The organism is Psychrobacter sp. YGAH215, from assembly GCF_007280595.1.
GTDB classification, from domain to species: Bacteria; Pseudomonadota; Gammaproteobacteria; order Pseudomonadales; family Moraxellaceae; genus Psychrobacter; species Psychrobacter faecalis.
Window position 1 is genome coordinate 64,172 of sequence record NZ_VKLR01000017.1, and the last position, 18,215, is coordinate 82,386.

15 protein-coding genes are annotated in these 18,215 nt (G+C 43.8%); 8 read left to right on the top strand and 7 right to left on the bottom strand.

All coding sequences use genetic code 11. The annotated features are described in order from the left end of the window. Nucleotides 1-330 precede the first annotated feature (330 nt). The 5 genes from FOR85_RS08455 to tsf all read left to right on the top strand — a co-directional run bounded on the left by FOR85_RS08455 (nt 331) and on the right by tsf (nt 8,542). Nucleotides 331-3,834: an ATP-binding protein gene (locus FOR85_RS08455; RefSeq protein ID WP_144297560.1), complete on the top strand. Its 3,504-nt coding sequence runs from the start codon at nt 331-333 to the stop codon at nt 3,832-3,834. A gap of 138 nt (nt 3,835-3,972) precedes the next feature. After that, a complete protein-coding gene (locus tag FOR85_RS08460) occupies nt 3,973-4,785 on the top strand; it encodes a crotonase/enoyl-CoA hydratase family protein (protein WP_144297561.1) in 813 nt (270 codons plus the stop codon). A 260-nt stretch (nt 4,786-5,045) separates the two neighbouring features. Further along, nucleotides 5,046-6,305 carry a multidrug effflux MFS transporter gene (locus FOR85_RS08465; RefSeq protein ID WP_144297562.1) on the top strand — a complete coding sequence of 420 codons (1,260 nt, stop codon included), beginning with the start codon at nt 5,046-5,048 and terminating at the stop codon, nt 6,303-6,305. Nucleotides 6,306-6,606: 301 nt separating this feature from the next. Continuing rightward, nucleotides 6,607-7,416 carry a 30S ribosomal protein S2 gene (rpsB, locus tag FOR85_RS08470; protein ID WP_068403976.1) on the top strand — a complete coding sequence of 270 codons (810 nt, stop codon included), beginning with the start codon at nt 6,607-6,609 and terminating at the stop codon, nt 7,414-7,416. Nucleotides 7,417-7,660: 244 nt separating this feature from the next. Beyond that, nucleotides 7,661-8,542, top strand: a complete 882-nt coding sequence (gene tsf / locus FOR85_RS08475; RefSeq protein ID WP_144297563.1) for a translation elongation factor Ts — start codon at nt 7,661-7,663, stop codon at nt 8,540-8,542. 169 nt (nt 8,543-8,711) lie between these two features. Here tsf and FOR85_RS08480 read toward each other — a convergent pair whose 3' ends face one another. The 4 genes from FOR85_RS08480 to hflX all read right to left on the bottom strand — a co-directional run bounded on the left by FOR85_RS08480 (nt 8,712) and on the right by hflX (nt 13,001). Beyond that, nucleotides 8,712-9,524 (bottom strand): lytic transglycosylase domain-containing protein, encoded by an 813-nt coding sequence (locus tag FOR85_RS08480; protein ID WP_144297564.1) that lies wholly within the window; start codon nt 9,522-9,524, stop codon nt 8,712-8,714. A gap of 442 nt (nt 9,525-9,966) precedes the next feature. Then, entirely contained in the window at nt 9,967-10,656 is a 690-nt protein-coding gene (locus FOR85_RS08485) for an LrgB family protein (protein WP_144297565.1), read from the bottom strand. A gap of 22 nt (nt 10,657-10,678) precedes the next feature. Next, entirely contained in the window at nt 10,679-11,131 is a 453-nt protein-coding gene (locus FOR85_RS08490) for a CidA/LrgA family protein (protein ID WP_144297566.1), read from the bottom strand. A gap of 430 nt (nt 11,132-11,561) precedes the next feature. Beyond that, complete coding sequence (hflX, locus tag FOR85_RS08495) at nt 11,562-13,001, bottom strand: ribosome rescue GTPase HflX (protein ID WP_144297567.1); 1,440 nt, start codon at nt 12,999-13,001, stop codon at nt 11,562-11,564. A gap of 386 nt (nt 13,002-13,387) precedes the next feature. On the opposite strand from hflX, the gene FOR85_RS08500 reads away from it, so the two are divergent. Then, nucleotides 13,388-14,188, top strand: a complete 801-nt coding sequence (locus FOR85_RS08500; protein WP_144297568.1) for a 1-acyl-sn-glycerol-3-phosphate acyltransferase — start codon at nt 13,388-13,390, stop codon at nt 14,186-14,188. 185 nt (nt 14,189-14,373) lie between these two features. Here the strand turns inward: FOR85_RS08500 and FOR85_RS08505 are convergent, their stop codons facing one another. Both FOR85_RS08505 and FOR85_RS08510 read right to left on the bottom strand, forming a co-directional pair. Beyond that, on the bottom strand, nt 14,374-15,414 hold the full coding sequence (locus tag FOR85_RS08505; RefSeq protein WP_144297569.1) for an aldo/keto reductase: 1,041 nt from the start codon (nt 15,412-15,414) through the stop codon (nt 14,374-14,376). A gap of 56 nt (nt 15,415-15,470) precedes the next feature. Continuing rightward, the gene (locus tag FOR85_RS08510) at nt 15,471-15,968 is read right to left on the bottom strand and encodes a peptidylprolyl isomerase (RefSeq protein ID WP_144297570.1); all 498 of its coding nucleotides are present in this window, start codon (nt 15,966-15,968) and stop codon (nt 15,471-15,473) included. 336 nt (nt 15,969-16,304) lie between these two features. Here FOR85_RS08510 and FOR85_RS08515 point away from each other — a divergent pair, with 336 nt between their 5' ends. Together FOR85_RS08515 and FOR85_RS08520 are read left to right on the top strand one after the other, a co-directional pair. Next, nucleotides 16,305-16,622, top strand: coding sequence for a hypothetical protein (locus tag FOR85_RS08515; protein WP_068403993.1), 318 nt, complete (start codon nt 16,305-16,307; stop codon nt 16,620-16,622). A 123-nt stretch (nt 16,623-16,745) separates the two neighbouring features. Next, entirely contained in the window at nt 16,746-17,429 is a 684-nt protein-coding gene (locus tag FOR85_RS08520; RefSeq protein ID WP_144297571.1) for a DUF1294 domain-containing protein, read from the top strand. A gap of 13 nt (nt 17,430-17,442) precedes the next feature. On the opposite strand, the gene FOR85_RS08525 is transcribed toward FOR85_RS08520, so the two are convergent. Beyond that, entirely contained in the window at nt 17,443-18,069 is a 627-nt protein-coding gene (locus FOR85_RS08525; RefSeq protein WP_144297572.1) for an O-acetyl-ADP-ribose deacetylase, read from the bottom strand. Nucleotides 18,070-18,215 lie beyond the last annotated feature (146 nt).

Here is an 18,215-nt window from a genome sequence, read left to right on the forward strand (position 1 = left end):
AAACTTTTATTGAGGATAAGCAGTGTACTTATCTGCATAAACAAATAGGCATAAACAAAATACTAAAAGCGGACTGCTTACGATAACTTTGTTGCCATGAAAGTGCATGAGTAAGTGAAGCGAGAAAAAAGTGAGGCAATAAAAGTTTGCCAAGGAATGGTTAACCGCCTTCGTTAGAATCCTGCTAAGATAATCGCAAGTCATTTTTGATGGCTTATCTTTAATGCTTAATCAATAATGAATACCTAAGCGCACCGTACAAGATTTGTCAGTAATAGCATTCATCAGCAATAGCATTTAGCGCCAAAATCAGTGGAGAGTAAACCCAGCATGGCTTACAAAAAACGTTTTGATACCAGTAGTGCTTATGGTCAGCTGATTATATTGGTGTTTTTGCCGATTTGTTTATTGGCAGCGGTCGGTGGCATTTTGGTATTTTACGAAACCATGCGTGCCAGTAATTCAGAGCAAGAGGCGTTAGCAGAGGCGGTACTGATTCGTTATACGCCAACGATTGCGGAGTTGGTTCCTGAGTTATTAGAGCAAGAACAGGTAGAGAATAGCGATGATAAAAATAAGGCAGCGGACAACCCGCAACCGGCGATAACAGCCTTAGAAGGTATTCAAGATAGGCTCGGGCGTATGCAGTCCGAGCAGCATGTCCAGCGTATTGCAATTATCAATCAAAACAATGAAGTGTTAGCAAGCGTCGGTTATGGCACTGAGGAAGCTTGGCCACTGATAGAATCTGCAGAGCGCTTTTTATCGCAACAACCAACGCCCATTGGCACCGCTTATGGCAATAGCTTGGGAGAATTTGACGGGCAGCAATTGTGGCTCATGATTGATATGGATAATGAGCCGCTTTATATCGCCCGTTATCGTATCGCGATGGCGCTCGCGATTACGGGTTTATTTACGATTTTGATTTTGTTATTGAGCTTAAATATTTATTCAAAACGTTGGATTGCGCCGATTTACGAGCTGCGTTTGCAATTACAACGTACCCATGTCGACAATCTTTATCAGCCTATTCCGGTTGAATCAAATGGTGAGCTGAATTTATTACAGCAAGATCTGGTTAGGACCTTACGTCGTCTCCATGCCAGCTTCCAAGACTTAAAAGATCATGCCGAGCAGACCGAAGATGATTTGCGCTTGGCATTTGATGAGATGGAAATGCAGAATATCTCTATCCGTAATGCGCGCGATGCGGCGATTTCAACCAGCCAAGCAAAATCGGCGTTTTTGGCCAATATCAGCCATGAATTGCGAACGCCTTTAAACAGTATTGATGGTTTTATCAATTTGCTGGCGCGTCACGGCGAGCTCAATCCTGAACAAGATTTGTACGTGCAAACCATCCGTAAATCGTCGGCGCATCTATTGGCGCTAGTGAACGACGTCTTGGATTTTTCTAAGATTGAAGCGGGTAAATTGGTTCTTGATCGTCACGAGTTTGACCTTTATGACACCATTTATGACGTGGTCGATATGCTATCGCCGGTTGCTGCTGAAAAAGGTCTGCGCATGGCGGTGCTGTTTTATAACGACGTGCCGATGCGCATCAACGGCGATGCGTTGCGCCTCAAGCAAGTACTGACCAATATCGTCGGTAATGCGATTAAATTCACCGATAGTGGCGACGTGGTTGTACGCGTGAGCTTAGACGATCATCGCGACAATTATTTGATGATTAGCGTGCAAGATAGCGGTAAAGGGATTTCATTATCTGACCAAAAAATGCTCTTTCAAAGCTTTAGCCAAGGCGATCCGTCGATTACGCGGCAATACGGCGGTACCGGTTTGGGTCTGGTCATCTCCAAGCAGTTAACGCGGCTGATGGGTGGCGACATTGGCTTTTATGACAATGTGCAAGAAAACATCTCTAATCAAGGAGCGACGTTTTGGTTTCGAATGCCAGCCCATGTCGATGTCTTAGAGGCGGCAACTGGGCAAACGATTGAGTTGCCCGTGCTCGCGCCACTTGCCAGCGATACAGACGAGTTTAATGTACTGGTTTGGATCAATCATACCGCGTCGATACAGGTGCTCAAAGCCAGCTTACAACATTTACCGATTACCCTGAGCCAAGCAAACTCTTTACCGGGCGTACTTGAGTCGCTCAAGGAGCGCGGCAATTATTGGGATTGGGTTATCGTTGATGATGATACCCAAGACGATATGATGGCGCTGCTCAAACAGATTCGTCTGCATTATCAAGGAAAGCTGGCGGTATTTGGCTATCAAGTTGCCGCCGACCAAGCACTGCTCAATCGTTATCATGCCAATATTTTGTATGAACCATTAGATAAAAGACAGCTCTATGCCATGCTTGATACGCAAAAACGCAACGCCCCGAGTGGCGTTCAAGAGCCGCGATGGAAGGGCGTGACCGTCTTGGCTGTCGATGACCATCTGCCGAACTTACTGGTGCTTGATGCGCTACTAAGTGAACTTGGCATCCATGTCATTACCGCCAGCAGCGGTTTTGATGCGATAGAAATCATCAGTAAACAGCAAACTAAGCATATCAAAACTACTAAAGCTGACAGCCAAAGTCTGTCGAAAAAAACTCAAATATCTAAAGCCGAAGCGCGTGATGATGCTAGTAAATCGGCGGTTAATCCATTACATCTTGACGATACTACAACAGATGATAAAGGTAGTACGGCGCACAAAAACAGTATCGATTTGATATTTATGGATATTCAAATGCCGCGTATGTCAGGGCATGAAGCAGCGCGGCAAATCCGTAATATCGAAACCCCTGATCATCATATTCCGATTATCGCCTTAACGGCCCATGGTTTAGCCGATGAGCGCGATAAGCTGATTGCAAGCGGCATCAACGACTATGTTGGCAAACCCATTAGCCAGCCACAGTTGCTACAAGTGCTGCAAAAATGGCTTGGCCGTACCGACTCAGTGCCGCCATTAACCACCATTCATAGCGATAACTTATACAGCTCTGACTTGCATAGCTCTAATTTGCCTAGCTCTGACCTACAAAGTGAGGTGAATCAAAACGCCTTGACGTCTTATGCAGATGTGACAACCCCAACTTATCCTTTGCTCAAAGATAACGAGGATAGTCGTATCGCCAATGCCAGTGCTGTTGCTAAAGTGAAGAGTCCGGCAAAAATTACCCGACCCTTATCATTAAAGAAAATCCGCGATGACTATTTGCGTGACAGTCAGCCGCGTGAAGAATATAGACGCGAGACGCCGCGCGAAACCCAACCACGTTACGAGAAGCCACGCTATGAAAAGCCACACTATGAGAATCTGCATTATCAAGGGCAGGGGCAAGCACCCTTATCTTATCTGCCTTATCAAATGCCAGAGAGTGCTAAAGATGAGCAAGCAGTAAATACTGCACACGGGCAAAGTAGTACGGACTTGGGCGCAAATGCCCTTGATACCTCGGAGATTTTAAATTGGCAAGATGCGTTGACGCGCTCAGCCAATAAACCCGATTTAGCGGCTAAGCTCATCATTATGATGCTTGATACCATCAATGATGAAAAGCAAGCATTGATGCAGGCATGGGACACTCGTAACCGCAGCGCGCTGGCGCAAATTGCTCATCGTATCTTGGGTGGCAGTCGCTATACCGGTGTGCCGCAACTACGTCAGGCCAGCCAAGACCTAGAGGATAAGTGCTTATTGAATATTCAACATACCACGCCCGCCCAATTTGCGATGTTAGAGCCTTATTATGAAGCGTTATTGACGGCGTTAAACAATCTACAAACCCTCGATTTATCGGCGTATCCGCAGCTTAATTATCATCGTCTAAGTGAAAATGATATGACATGGAAAATGATTTAAAGCTGATAATCATAAAACCACTGAGTATAAACGATACCCTAGTAGTCAGTTATTGATAATGAAGGGCGAGTGCAAGGCTGTTAATATTAAACGGATTAACAAACTCTCTAAGTGTTTTATTTATTATTAAGGATGATTATGCACGCTATTGCCACGTATCAGTATGAGACATTACAGGTCAGCGCCACTGACAATATAATAACGGTGACCATTAATCGACCGGAAAAAAAGAACGCCATGAGCTTTAAAGTGGTGCAAGAGTTAATTGCGGTCGCAGGGCGTATCAGTAAAGATAAAGCGGTACGCGCGGTGATTCTTGACGGCGCGGAAGGCACGTTTTGTGCTGGTATCGATTTGGGCGATTTAAACCATCCTAAAAACCAAGCGTTTGCGCTGTGGGAGCTGGTTAAACCTTGGCAAAGCCTATTCCAACGTGTCTGCTTGGTTTGGCGTGAAGTGCCTGTACCAGTGATTGCGGTTCTAGAAGGCTATTGTATTGGCGCAGGCTTACAGTTGGCGCTGGCTTGTGATGTACGTATCAGCCATCCTGAGTGTAAATTGTCTATTATGGAAGCCAAGTGGGGACTGGTACCTGATATGGGCTTAACGCAATCAGGGTTTGGCGTCGTACGCGCTGATGTCTTAAAAGAGCTGGCAATGACCGCGCGTACCATCAATGCCGAGGAAGGCAAAGCGCTTGGCTTGGTCAGCCATTGTAGTGAGACGCCGCTTGAGCAGGCGCAAAAGCTTGCCACCGAGTTTGCTGAGCGCTCACCCGATGCAGTGCTGGCAAGCAAACGCGTTATCAATGCCATGTTTGACCAGCCAGCTACAACGCTATATAAAGAAAAATTTTGGCAGTTAAAAATGATGTTTGGTCGTAACCGTAAACTGGCACTTAGAAAAGCCAAGCAAGCCAGTACCGCTTTTGGCAAACGTCAATTCCGTTAAAAAATCAGCAATATTTTGCAACTGTATTTGAGTGAGATAGGTTTATTTTATTCACATCAAGCATCTATTGAATTACAAGCAGATAGTGCAATATAGCACTATCTGTTTTTTTTATCTGTTTGCGTTGCTGTGTTTGCGTTGCTGCTTGTTCGTAGACGGTATTTTTAAAAGGCTTGTTCTGTAATAAAAGTCGATTAAAATTACCCAACAAACCACGTATCAATAATAAAATAATCCTTCCTCTATCATATGGTCTCATTATGTCTGCTCCAAAACCCTCCCTGCCCAATAAACCCAATGCTGCTGACCGAGTGCGCTCTGCGGATTTGCCCGTTGCATGGATTATGATGCTTGGGCTTATCGTGGCAGTCGGGCCATTATCGATTGATATGTATTTGCCAGCATTGCCGTCGATGGCAGAGGATTTTGGCGTATCGACCGCCTTTATGGCCAACTCTGTGCCAGCCTATTTTTTAGGTCTGGTTTTTGGTCAGCTATTTTATGGTCCTTTTAGTGATCGCGTCGGTCGCGTCAAACCGTTATATATGGGCATGATTTTATATGTGATTGCCTCGATTGTCTGTGCGACGACCGATAATGAATACGTATTGTTTATCGGCCGAACCTTTCAGGCGCTCGGCGCGTGCGTGGGAGCGGTTGTGACGCGTGCAGCAATACGTGATCGCCTGACAGCCAAACAAACCGCCAAAGCCTTTTCGATTATGATATTGGTCATGGGTTTAGCGCCGATCTTAGCGCCATCTCTTGGGGCTTTATTTTTAAAGTTCTTTAGTTGGCATTCTATTTTTTGGTTTTTGGCCGCCTTTGGGGCGTTAAATTTATTACTGACCAAGTTTTTCTTTTTTGAAACCTTGACTGAAGAAAACCGTAACGTCCGTCCTGCCAAAGAAGTGCTCAGTCAATATTGGGATTTATTAAAAGACCCGACCTTTAACTATCCAGCGATAGGCGGTGGATTATTAATGGGCGCGATGTTTGTCTATATCAGCTCAGCTTCTGAATTAATCATGGATACCTATGGCGTCTCAGCCACGCATTTTGGTTGGTTATTTGGGATGAATGCGGCAGGGTTTGTAGGTTTGACGCAGCTGAATCAATGGCTGACCAATCGTTTTCGTATCTTAAGTATCTTACGTTTTGGCGCGATGATGCAAGTCATCTCAGCTGCGGCACTGTTTGTAACCGGTATTATTTTTGGTACGGATGCATGGTTGCCGCTAGTTTTGGCCTGTATTTTCTTTTGTATTGCGGGCCTAGGTCTGACGCAGCCAAACGCCTCGGCGATTGCACTTGCTTTTCAAAAACGCCGTGCGGGTATGGCCAGTGCTTTGCAAGGCTCATTGATGTTTTCGGTCGGTATTTTTGGCGGTTTATTATTAAACTTATTTCCTCTCAATCCAGTGTTAAAAATCGGTATTGCACTCTTTGTACTCATGAGTTTGGGGGCGTATTTAATTTGGCAGATAGACCGTGATTTGGATTTGGATACTGCGGAGTGATTGAAGGGTAGCGATGCATAATAGCGCTAGCAGTCGCTAAGCGTTATATGGTAAAATACAGCCCAGCTATTTTTATCATTCAGTATTATTCTGAACTTTCAAATCATAGCTCAATTTTTAAATCAACCCATCAAACAATGACACACACATCATGGCAAAAAATTGCTGGGTGTTTGGCGACTTGATTAATTTGCAAAAAAGTTAGTGCTGTTCTAATAAACACCAACCGTTAGCAAATGCGTGTCGCTAGATAGGCAGTTTTTGTGATGTGGAGGCATAACCCAACCAATAGGAATTTCACATGGCTTCAAACAATCCAACCAAAATCGAAATGCGCGACTTATTACAAGCCGGCGCTCACTTTGGTCACCAAACACGTTTTTGGAATCCAAAAATGGGTCCATACATCTTTGGCGCCCGTAACAAGATTCACATCATCAACTTAGAGCACACAGTAAAAGCGTTTAACGAAGCATTGACTTACGTAAACGGCCTAGCTGCTAAGAAAAACAAAGTGTTATTCGTCGGTACTAAGCGCGCAGCAAGCGGCGTTATCCGCGAGCAAGCACAACGCGCTGGCATGCCATACGTTGACCATCGCTGGTTAGGTGGTATGTTGACTAACTGGAAAACCCTACGTCAGTCAATCAATCGCCTAAAAGAGCTTGAAAAACAATCTGAAGACGGTACTTTTGCTAAGCTGACTAAGCGTGAAGCATTAGAGCGTACTCGTGATATGGAAAAACTTGAGCGTTCATTGGGCGGTATCAAAGACATGGGCGGCCTACCTGACGCAATCTTCGTCGTAGACGTAGACCATGAAGCAATCGCTATCAAAGAAGCTAAAAATCTAGGTATCCCAGTTATCGGTATCGTTGATACCAACTCAAACCCAGATAACGTTGATTACATCATTCCAGCTAACGATGACGCTATCCGTGCTGTGACTTTGTATGTAACTTCTATTGCTGATGCGATTATCGCTGGTAAAGAATACGCGCAAACTCAAGCAGGCGGTAAAGCTGACCAAGCACAAGATGCTGAGCAAGCTCCTGCCACTGAAGCGGCAGCTGATGCGAAAACTGAAGAAGCAGCGACCCCAGCAGAGTAATGGCTAAGCGATAAGGTTTAACTTTGTAAGGATGCCTTGATAGTTTAGCTATTAGCAGCCATATAAGGTTATTAATCGCATAAAGTTTATGGAAATCTATAATAGGCATGATGTAGTTTTACTCGTCATGCCTTATTATTAGCGCGCCGAGCATCACTGACTTATTGCCAGAATGTCAGCGCGTTTAGATATCGTGCACTCCCTTACATAACAATACTCACCTACATCATAAAAGGTAACTCTTATGTCAGAAGTAAAAATATCTGCCAAAATGGTAAAAGAATTGCGTGACCGTACTGGTCTTGGCATGATGGAATGCAAAAAAGCGTTAGAAGAAGCAAACGGCGATGTCGAAGTTGCCATTGATAACCTACGTAAATCTGGTCAAGCGAAAGCGGCTAAAAAAGCAGGTAACATCGCAGCTGACGGCGCTATCATCATCGCTCAAGGTGACAACAAAGCATTTTTGCTAGAAGTAAACTGCCAAACTGACTTCGTTGCAAAAGATGAAAACTTCACTGCATTTGCAGAAAAAGTGGCCAATCTTGCCCTAGAAAACAATGTCACTGACGTTGCTGCTATCTCTGAATTGTCTTATAGCGATGATCAAACCGTTGAAGAAGCGCGTGTATCTTTAGTACAAAAAATCGGTGAAAACATTCAAATTCGCCGCGTTGAAGTACTAGAAGGTGCAAACATCGCTGCATACCGTCACGGCCTACGTATCGGTGTGGTCGTATCTTATGAAGGCGGCAGCGAAGAAACTGGTAAAAACCTTGCCATGCACATTGCAGCGTTCAACCCAGTTGCAGTAGATGACGAAAGCGTAGATGCTGATGTACTAGCACGCGAAAAAGACATCATCGAAGCCAAAGCGAAAGAATCTGGCAAGCCTGACAATATTGTTGAAAAAATGATCGAAGGTGGTTTGCGCAAATACCTAGACGAAGTAACCTTACTACGTCAACCATACGTTATGGACAATGAGAAAAAAGTTGGTGACGTATTAAAATCTGAAGGCGTAAAAGTTCTTGGTTTCAAACGTTTAGAAGTTGGCGAAGGCATCGAGAAGAAGCAAGAAGACTTTGCTGCTGAAGTTGCTGCCACGCAAGCGGCGAACAAGTAAGCTTTAAATCGTATAGAGCACATCATATAGATATTAAAAAGCCCGTTATATATTAACGGGCTTTTTTGTGTCTGTAACTTTTAAAAGCTAAGCATTTTAAAGGTTCATTTATTTATTTTTAGGCTACTTATTTTCAGGTTACCTGCAACTACCAGCTTAAACGTCAATATTAACGTAACGCTAAATAAGCGGAATTGGCATAGCTGGCGCTGTTGCCATTACTACTGGTACCGTAACTGACGTTTTGTACGCCGCCGCCATTGGTAGTGCCCGTAGCGTTATTGGCATTCATGGTATTACCCGATAGCGCTGAGTCGTTCTTATATAAGCTATGATAGCGACTCATGACGCTTTTGACATAGTTGCGCGTTTCTTTAAACGGGGGTATGCCATTGTATTTATCGACGTTCCCTTCACCAGCATTATAACCTGCCACCGCAAACTCAACGTTATTATTAAAACGTTTCATCAGCCAAGCGATATATTTCGCTGATCCTTCGATATTATCAGCAGGATTCCACGGATTACTGACATTAAAGCGGCGCGCCGTTGCTGGCATCAGCTGCATCAAGCCTTGGGCGCCAACAGGTGAGCGTGCATTGGGATTAAACGCCGATTCCGTATGCATCATGGCTTTCATAAGGCCAGGATCGATACCATGACGGGCAGCCGAGGCGCGGATATAACTGTCGTAAGAGTTACGGCTGCCGCTACTACTCGCCGTGCTGCTACCGTAATCATTGCTATAGCTGCTGCCCGCATTGTAGGCGCTTGAATCTTTATAGTAGGTGGTTTTTACTTTTTTATTAAATTTATCAAAATTACCGCTAGGATTGACGTTGGTAAGCAGAACTTGGCCGCTCTTGTCTTTATAAATATACATGTTTCCCGCTTGAGCGGCGATAGGTAGGCTAGATAAAGCAATGGCAGAGAGTAAAAGGGGTGACAAGCAGCGCGTCAGTAAAGGGGCAATAGTTATCATAGGTTTATCGCTTTTTATTAAGTAAGAGCAAATTGCTTTGTCTATAAGCGCGTAAGGTTGCGCATCAAAGCGGTTATCGCGTCTGTAGGATCTTATAGCGCTCAAATAGGCTACCTACAAATTCACGTCTAACAAAACCACTTGCAATAGATACAAAAAATAATAGTTGCTTACTATAACACAAAATAAGTTTTTGCCACATCTGAATGCGTGCACGCGCGGTCAAAAGCCCATTTATTTTGTAAAAAAGCTGAATAAAATCAAGATAGTAATAAAATAAAGATGATTAATTGGTATATAACAGCAAGGCTTAAGACGTGATTTTTGCTATGAAGGGAATTAGCGAACCACGTTAAAAATACTATCAAATACAATTCATATAGGCGAAAAAGCCCAACAAGAAGGATGGGCTTTAGGAGTTTTAAACGGAAGGTAAAATATTTTAAACCGATAAGGCACTGATAAAAATAGGTACCCAGACAGCGGTAACTAAGCCATTAACCGCTAGGCCAAAGGCGGCATAGCGTCCGGCAGTGTGGCTGATTTGCCATGCTTCTACAGTACCAAAAGCATGTGCTGCCAATCCTAGCGCGAGGCCTTTGGCGCGGTCGTCATCAATACCGCGAAATAAAAAGCGCGCTAAGGTGCCACCGATTAGACCTGAAACGATAATAATTAAGTTTGCTAATGCCATCGGTGCTTTAATCAAATCGGCGACGCTCAGACCAATTGGTGTAGTCACCGAGCGCGTCGCAAATGCCAAAATGGTCTCATGGCTAAGCGAAAATAAATAGGCCAGTGACATGGGTAGCAAGGCGCCAACCACGCTCGCCAGTGCCACAATCATGGTCAGCTTTTTAACTGGCAAACCCTTAAAGTTCATCGCCGCCAATGGCACGGCCAATAATACTGTCACATAGCCTAATAAATGATCAAATACCGGTTTTGCCACGCTGTAATAATGATTGTAATCCCATTGTAAAATAAATAAAAATAGCAGTACTAAGACCAAAGCGGTGATGACCATCGGCAACCATGACAGCTTGCGCGCAAGGACACGGGCAATAACGTGGGCGGCCAAGGTTAATACTATCGCAGCAAGGGTTGCGCTAAACACACTATCAAAACTCATAACGTTGCCTTATTAACAGAGCTTAATGCTGTCCCTTGTGCTTGTTGGTCATATTCATATTGTCATCATGACTGCCATCTGTATTATCGCTATTATTAAGCGAGCGATTGGCAAGGATAGCCAGTCCCCAAAGCGGAATAAGGGTACTGATAATCATAGTCAGCATCACGCCCCAAAACTCATCACCTAGCGCAAATAGCAATAAACCTGCACCAGCAGAAACGGGCAAAAAAGCAAACCCACTATCGACCAGTAAGGTGTTGCTTGCTTGGGTTAGCCAATGCGGTAGACCTTTTACCACTCGCCAAACAATTAAAATAATAAACATCGTTAACAGGCCGACGATATTGGCTGCTTTTTCAATGCCCGCCCATTGGCAGACAACGACTGCTAACTCACGAACCACCACGACCATAATCAGCGTCAATATTAGCCCCATCCATAAAGGCGTGTTAGAAATAGAGGTAGAGCTCATAAGCAATCCTAGCCAAGTCGGGTATAAAAAGGGAAATATGCTAAAAAAGAGAGTTTAATGCCAATGTGTTAACAAAAGCATGTCAATAAAAGCATTTCAGCAAAAGCTGATTATATAGGCAGTAGCCATACTAATAAAGCCTAAGCGCAGATTGCTGCTATTAAGCTGTTGTTAAATGTCTCGTATAGTGAGTGAAAAGTAATATCAATAAATCACGCACTGCTGATATCAATTTTTCTTGCTTGCTGTGCCTGCGCAGATAGAGGCTACAAAAAACTGATATCAGCAATACCGTCGCGTTTTTAGGATATTTTGACTATATCATAAATGTCCATTACCCCTTATATGCTACAAATATAAAAAAGGACGCCATCATTTGATAGCGTCCTTTTTAACTTCACCCCGATTAAATAACTGGCAACGAGACTGTTTAACTTTGTGAATCAGATTTCTCTGTAGCAGAGTTTAACGCTTCAAATTCAACAAAGGCATCTTCTTCCTCTGGCGTTAAAGACGCGGCTTCATCCATACTCTCATTTTTTTGCTCAAACTCTTCAAGTATCGGCATTAGTAGTGTCGCTTGCGCTAATGGCAATACATCTAACGGCTTTAAATTGGCTTGTCCCAATAGCTGTTTGAGCCTATCACTTGGCAAGCGAATGGTTAGGCGCTCATGACCATTATCGTCATAGCTTTCTTCCAAAATGACGCCAAGCTCGTACAAGGTATTTTTAAATTGACCGGCATTATACGGTAGGGTCAAATCAAAAGTAGTTAAGTTGCCCGTCAATAATTGCTGTACAGCAAGCGACAACTCTTCCATGCCTAGGTTTTGGCGCGAAGAAACATATACCCGATTTGGCTGACCTTCTTTTGCATAGCCAATGTGTGCCGGCTCATCGGTCAAGTCAATTTTATTATAAACATTCAGCACGGGCACATCGTTGTCAATCTCAGCAAGGACGTTTTTTACCGCTTGAATTTGCTCGTGCATGTCTTCGCTCGATGAATCAATGACATGCAGTAGTAAGTCGGCTTCTAGCGTCTCTTCTAGTGTGGCATGAAACGACTCGACCAACTCATGTGGCAAATGACGGACAAATCCCACGGTATCGACCAAAACCACGCGGCCAACTCCTTGCCAGTCAAGACGGCGCAAGGTCGGGTCAAGGGTGGCAAATAATTGGTCGGCAGCGTAAATATTTTCATCGACCAAGCGATTAAACAAAGTTGATTTGCCAGCGTTGGTATAACCGACGAGCGAGATGGTCGGGACGTCTGATTTTTGCCGACGCGCTCGACCTTGGGCACGGGTTTGGCGTACTTTTTCCAGTTTATTTTTCAGCTGATTGACACGCACTTGTAATAAGCGGCGATCCGTTTCCAGCTGAGTTTCACCGGGTCCACGTAGACCAATACCCCCTTTTTGGCGCTCCAAATGCGTCCAACCACGCACCAATCGTGTCGATAAGTGGTTTAACTGCGCAAGCTCAACCTGCAGTTTACCTTCGTAAGTACGGGCGCGCTGGGCAAAAATATCCAAAATTAAGCCGGTGCGGTCAAGCACGCGGCATTGTACCAAAGCTTCGATATTACGCTCTTGCGATGGCGATAAATTGTGATTGAAAAGTACGATATCGGCGTCGTATTCGCGCACCAATTCGGCTATTTCTTGTGCTTTACCGCTACCAACGAAGTATTTGGCATCAGGACGCGAGCGTGAGCCTGTGACCAGTGCCAAGCGATCAGCGCCTGCCGAATCTGCAAGTAGCTCAAATTCATTTAGATCATCGGGATCTTGAATTTGGCGGATGTCTAAATGGACGATAATGGCGCGCTCGCCACCTTCATGTCTTTCAAAATATTCCAAAGAGTATCACCTATTATTAAAGTAGATAAATCGCTATGACCGCTTCAATGAGTATCGATATAGCGTTCATATGACCCTTTATATGTGGTCTTATCATTTGATATTAAAGCGTATGTGCGCAATTAGCTACGTCTTTATGTTACAGCGTTTATAGGGAAATATTTTTATCTATAAAGATTTTAAGCTAAGACTATTAACAAAAGCCACTCATAATTCAGTGTACAAGTCATCACTGAGTAAATAAATTTTGTTATACTCATTGCCCTTGTTTACGAGATATAATCATACGTTTTTTAGGCAGCACTCTTTTAAGCATTAAGCTTTTTTAGCACTAAGATGTAATAAAGAATTTTTAACCCATAAGTTTTTAACCACGAGGGACACAGATGAGCCAATCTAAGTCAGGCTTTTCACTCAAACAGCAGTTAGGTCGCGGCAAACAGATCGCTGGCATGACCACCACCATCGCTGGCGGATTGCGCGCCGCCCAGCGTATCGGTGCCTTTACACAGCCACCGCGCGAAAAGCTGCCGCGCTATATTCAAGCGTTTTGCCGAAAAATGGCCGGCTCGTTTGGCGTGCAGGTCGTGGCAGTCGAGCGCGTAGAGCAGCATCACGGTCTATGGGTATCCAATCATGTATCATGGATGGATATTCCGGTAGTGGGGACGCTAAGCCCTGCTTTTTTCCTATCAAAAGCAGAAATTGGCGATTGGCCAATCTTTGGTAAGCTCGCTCATGCCGCAGGGACGGTATTTATCGAGCGTGGTTCCGGTGATGCAGGCACGGTTGCCACCCAAATTACCAATTTTTTAACCAAAGGTTTTTCGGTTATCTTTTTCCCAGAAGCGACCACCACCGATGGTAAAAAAATCAAACGTATCCACGGCACTTTGCTGCAAGCGGCGATAGATGCTGACGTACCAGTACGCCCGCTGGTGATTGCGTATGTCAATAAAGACGGCACGTTAAGTGAAGCGCTGCCTTATTATGGCAAAATGACGATGAAAGATAGCCTAAAAAAGGTGCTTGACAGTAAAGATGTGACGGCTTTTGTCTTACCGCTTGAGCCGATAGATCCTAAAGGGTTGAATAAAAGCCAGCTAACCGATTTGTTACAAGCGCATATGCAAGAAGGCTTGGCTGAACTGCATTCGCGGGTTTTAACGAAAGCTGCCAAACCTTAAGCAAGTACAAAACTGCTTGAAAGATAACCGCTTTAATAGAAAAAGTAGTAGCAGAAAAGTAGTCATAAAAAAGGCGCCAATCTTAGTCACCCATACTAACGATTGGCGCCTTTTTCTTTGCTATACCAATACCTGAACGTCAGGTTATTGAAAGCTGAACAATATCAATCTATGACCACGTAATGTTATGGCGACGGATTAGGGTGCTGGGTATGTATCGCCTCAATCGCTTTTAGCACATCTGCGCTTAAGGTGACATTGATACTATCGATATTTGATTGCAGCTGCTGAGTGGTGGTTGCGCCGATGATATTACTGGTGACAAACGAGCGCGAATTGACGAAGGCCAATGCCATTTGCGCCATATCCAAGGCGGCTTCGGCGGCGATTTTGGCGTATTGGGCAGTGGCAGCTTTTGCTTCGTCATTGGTATAGCGAGCAAATCGGTCATACATCGTCAGACGCGCGCCTGCAGGACGTTTACCATCAAGGTATTTGCCAGATAAAACCCCAAAGCCGAGCGGCGAGTAAGCAAGTAGACCGACATTTTCACGATGGGCAATCTCTGCCATGCCAGCTTCATATAGGCGATTGAGCAAACTATAAGGATTTTGCACCGTGATAGGCGCGATTAAACCATTTTTGTCCGCTTCCCACAGATAACGCATCAGCCCCCAGGCGGTATCGTTCGATAAGCCATAAGCACGAATACGACCTTTTTTGATCTCGTCATTTAGTGCTTGGATGGTCTCTAAAAAAGGCGTCAAATCATCCAGCGACTGCGCTGCCATCTCTTCACTATAACCGCGCTGGCTAAAAAAGTTCGCTTGCCGTTCAGGCCAATGCAACTGATAAATATCAATATAATCGGTTTGCAAACGCTCAAGATTGCTATCGATGGCGCTACTAATATGCGCGGCATTAAAGCGCGTCTGACCATCGCGTAAAAAATCCATCGGTGAGATTTTGCTAGCCAGAATGACCTTGTCGCGCTGTTTGGTTTTGTTAAACCACGTTCCCATAAAGCGTTCGGTATCGCCTTGCTTGTCTTTATCAGGTGGCGACGGATACATTTCAGCGGTATCCCAAAAATTCACGCCTGCACTGAGTGCTAGATCCATCTGGGCATGCGCGTCGCTTTCGCTATTCTGCTGCCCCCAGGTCATCGTTCCTAAGCAGATTTTTGAGACTTTTTCATTCAGTTGCGGCAGTGTTTGATATTGCATCTGTTTATCCCTGTTTTTATTCTCAATAAGGTTTTATGTTCAAGCCGTTTTTCATACTACATAATCTTGATACCTGTGACGCCCGGCGGGGTGACTTGGAATATTTTTACTTTAAACAGTACCGATTGACCAGCAAGCGGATGGTTAAAGTCGACTTCGACTTCGTCGTCATCGATGGCGCTAATGGTACCGGGCAGGGTGTTTTTGCCTTTATCTTCAAACTCGACCAACATTCCGATTTCAGGATTGTCAGCGATTAAGGCAAATTGGGTGCGGCTAAAATGCTGAATGTTATCAGGGTTCCACTCGCCAAACGCTTGCTCAGGCTCAAGGTGGGCGGTGCGCGTATCGCCAGCGCGTAGGTTCATCAGCACTTGCTCAAAACCCGGTAAAAAGCTCTCATCGCCAACGGTCAGCGTCACTGGCTCGTCGCGGTTAAAGGTTGAATCAATCACCGTACCGTTTTCGAGCGATACTTCAAAATGCAGCTTCACAAGGCTGCCGTGGGTGATGCGAATGTCTTCATTAGGGGTGATAAATTGGGAGTCGGTCATAGCAAAGTGTCTTTTATAGAGTAAGGTTTAGAAGATTAATTATAAAAGAGAGTTTAGCATAACCGTCTGCTGTACATGTTCATGTCGCCTGTATGACATGAATTATTCTATCAATACTTCCATAATGGAGATACATCATTAATCGTTAAATGCATCTCATCAAAAGTAATAAATACAGGAGTTTAATAAACTGATATAAGATTGATTGCCATATGGGATGATTAATTGATGAAATTAAGTTGACATTATTTTTCATATTGTATATAACTGTAAAGTTAATATAAGGAACGTAAATATATATTAATAATTGTAATTTAAATAACTTCTGAGATGATTATGAAAAAAGCTATTTTGGTAATTGGAATGTTCGCGTTATTGGCTCAAGGGTGTGCAACTCCACATGTTGTACAAACTAAAAAAGTAAGTGACGTTAATTTGTCTTGTCAGCAAATTCTTAATGAAATAGCAGAAGCTGATGACTTTGAACAAAAGGCACGCGCTGAGCGTAAAGCGACTGGTAAAAACGTAGCAGCAGCAATTTTATTTTGGCCAGCCTTAATTGGTACCTATTCTAATACTGAAGAAGCTATCAATGCTGCAAAAGAGCGCCGCAACAATTTGACTAACTTGTATGAACAGAAAAAATGCCGTTAATACCTTAATGTCTTGTTAGGATATTTTATGGCCAATAAAAAGCTAAGAGTAATGCTCTTAGCTTTTTTTATGAGCGCAGGAAAGTTATATAATAGTTGTAAAAATAATCGATGATAAAAAACTATGAATATTAAAACGAAAAACCTAAGCACTAAACAACAAGGTCATATTAAAAAATGGCAGGACGATAAAGGTTTTGGTTTTATCGAAACCACTGCGGGCGAGTCGGTGTTTTTTCATGTTAGCGCGTTTAGAGCCCAGCGTCGCCCTGAGGTTGGCGAGCAAGTGGTTTTTACAGTAGGGCAAGACAATCAGGGACGCCTGCAAGCAAAGGACGTGCAAGAACTTAGCTTTGTACAACAAAAAATGGCGCAAAAGAACAACCAAATCCGGCAGCGTAATCACAAACGCAGTGCCCAAGCCGAGTTTGAAGCGGGACAAAAGAAACGCTTGTTCCTTGGTATTGGTTTTTATGGGGTTGTAATTTTATTGGCGGTCATGAATAAGCTAAGCTGGCTAGTGATTGCTTGGTACGTGATATTAGGCGTCATTACCTATGGCATGTATGCCAAAGACAAAGCCGCTGCCCAAAATGGCGACTGGCGTACGCCTGAGTCAACGCTGCATCTGTTAAGTACACTTGGCGGTTGGGTTGGGGCGCTGGTCGCACAAACCTATTTACGTCATAAGTCACAAAAGCCGGAATTTCGTATCATTTATTATTTGACCGTCATTATTAATTTGGCAGGGTTGTTATTTATTATGGTAAACGGTGGCGACTTAACGGGATTAAAAGCATTGTTCTAAGCATGTTTTACTTTTAATCCTGCTCTAACATTTGCTTATAAATCGCTGCATCGCTGGCTGAAAAACAGCAAAAAATGACTTCACGAATTGAAAGCTCAGACGTTTCGCCTAAACTATTCTGTAGATAATCTTGCACCGTACTCACAGCAATTTGTGCTGCTTTTTCGATTGGGTAGCCATACACGCCGGTACTGATAGATGGAAAAGCAATGCTGCTTAGATTGTTTTCAACTGCTAAGTCCAGTGAGTTTCGATAACAGCTGATGAGTAGCTCTGGCTCGTGACGATTGCCACCATGCCAAACAGGACCGACCGTATGAATCACATACTGGCAAGGTAGCTTAAACGCTGGACTGATTTTTGCCTCGCCAGTCTGGCAACCATTCAAGGTACGACAATACGCCAATAATTCACGTCCCGCTGCCCGATGAATTGCACCATCGACACCGCCACCACCAAGCAAGCTTGAATTGGCCGCATTGACAATCGCATCAACATTTAAGGTGATGATATCAGCTTGTAATACTGATAAAGTAAAAGCGTGCTTATTATTTTCATTAGCAGCAGAAATTTGCTTTTGAGCAATAGGTTTTTTTTGTTGATTAGATGTTTGACTAGGAGACTTTTGATTATCAGACATGGCAGTACCCTTTTTATATTGAACTTAATATACTTTAGCGTTTTTAGCGTCACTCGACTATATCGCTTACGTTATCAATAATCTTTAATATACTGTTTCTCAAAAAAGGCGCAAAAAAAATAGGCTACCGATTTGGTAGCCTATTT

Coding starts and splice junctions, on each gene's coding strand:
- FOR85_RS08520 (WP_144297571.1), top strand. CDS start 16,746: ATGAATATTAAAACGAAAAACCTAAGCACTAAACAACAAGGTCATATT.
- rpsB (WP_068403976.1), top strand. CDS start 6,607: ATGGCTTCAAACAATCCAACCAAAATCGAAATGCGCGACTTATTACAA.
- FOR85_RS08460 (WP_144297561.1), top strand. CDS start 3,973: ATGCACGCTATTGCCACGTATCAGTATGAGACATTACAGGTCAGCGCC.
- FOR85_RS08515 (WP_068403993.1), top strand. CDS start 16,305: ATGAAAAAAGCTATTTTGGTAATTGGAATGTTCGCGTTATTGGCTCAA.
- FOR85_RS08505 (WP_144297569.1), bottom strand. CDS start 15,414: ATGCAATATCAAACACTGCCGCAACTGAATGAAAAAGTCTCAAAAATC.
- FOR85_RS08480 (WP_144297564.1), bottom strand. CDS start 9,524: ATGATAACTATTGCCCCTTTACTGACGCGCTGCTTGTCACCCCTTTTA.
- FOR85_RS08465 (WP_144297562.1), top strand. CDS start 5,046: ATGTCTGCTCCAAAACCCTCCCTGCCCAATAAACCCAATGCTGCTGAC.
- FOR85_RS08455 (WP_144297560.1), top strand. CDS start 331: ATGGCTTACAAAAAACGTTTTGATACCAGTAGTGCTTATGGTCAGCTG.
- FOR85_RS08500 (WP_144297568.1), top strand. CDS start 13,388: ATGAGCCAATCTAAGTCAGGCTTTTCACTCAAACAGCAGTTAGGTCGC.
- FOR85_RS08485 (WP_144297565.1), bottom strand. CDS start 10,656: ATGAGTTTTGATAGTGTGTTTAGCGCAACCCTTGCTGCGATAGTATTA.
- tsf (WP_144297563.1), top strand. CDS start 7,661: ATGTCAGAAGTAAAAATATCTGCCAAAATGGTAAAAGAATTGCGTGAC.
- FOR85_RS08510 (WP_144297570.1), bottom strand. CDS start 15,968: ATGACCGACTCCCAATTTATCACCCCTAATGAAGACATTCGCATCACC.
- FOR85_RS08490 (WP_144297566.1), bottom strand. CDS start 11,131: ATGAGCTCTACCTCTATTTCTAACACGCCTTTATGGATGGGGCTAATA.
- FOR85_RS08525 (WP_144297572.1), bottom strand. CDS start 18,069: ATGTCTGATAATCAAAAGTCTCCTAGTCAAACATCTAATCAACAAAAA.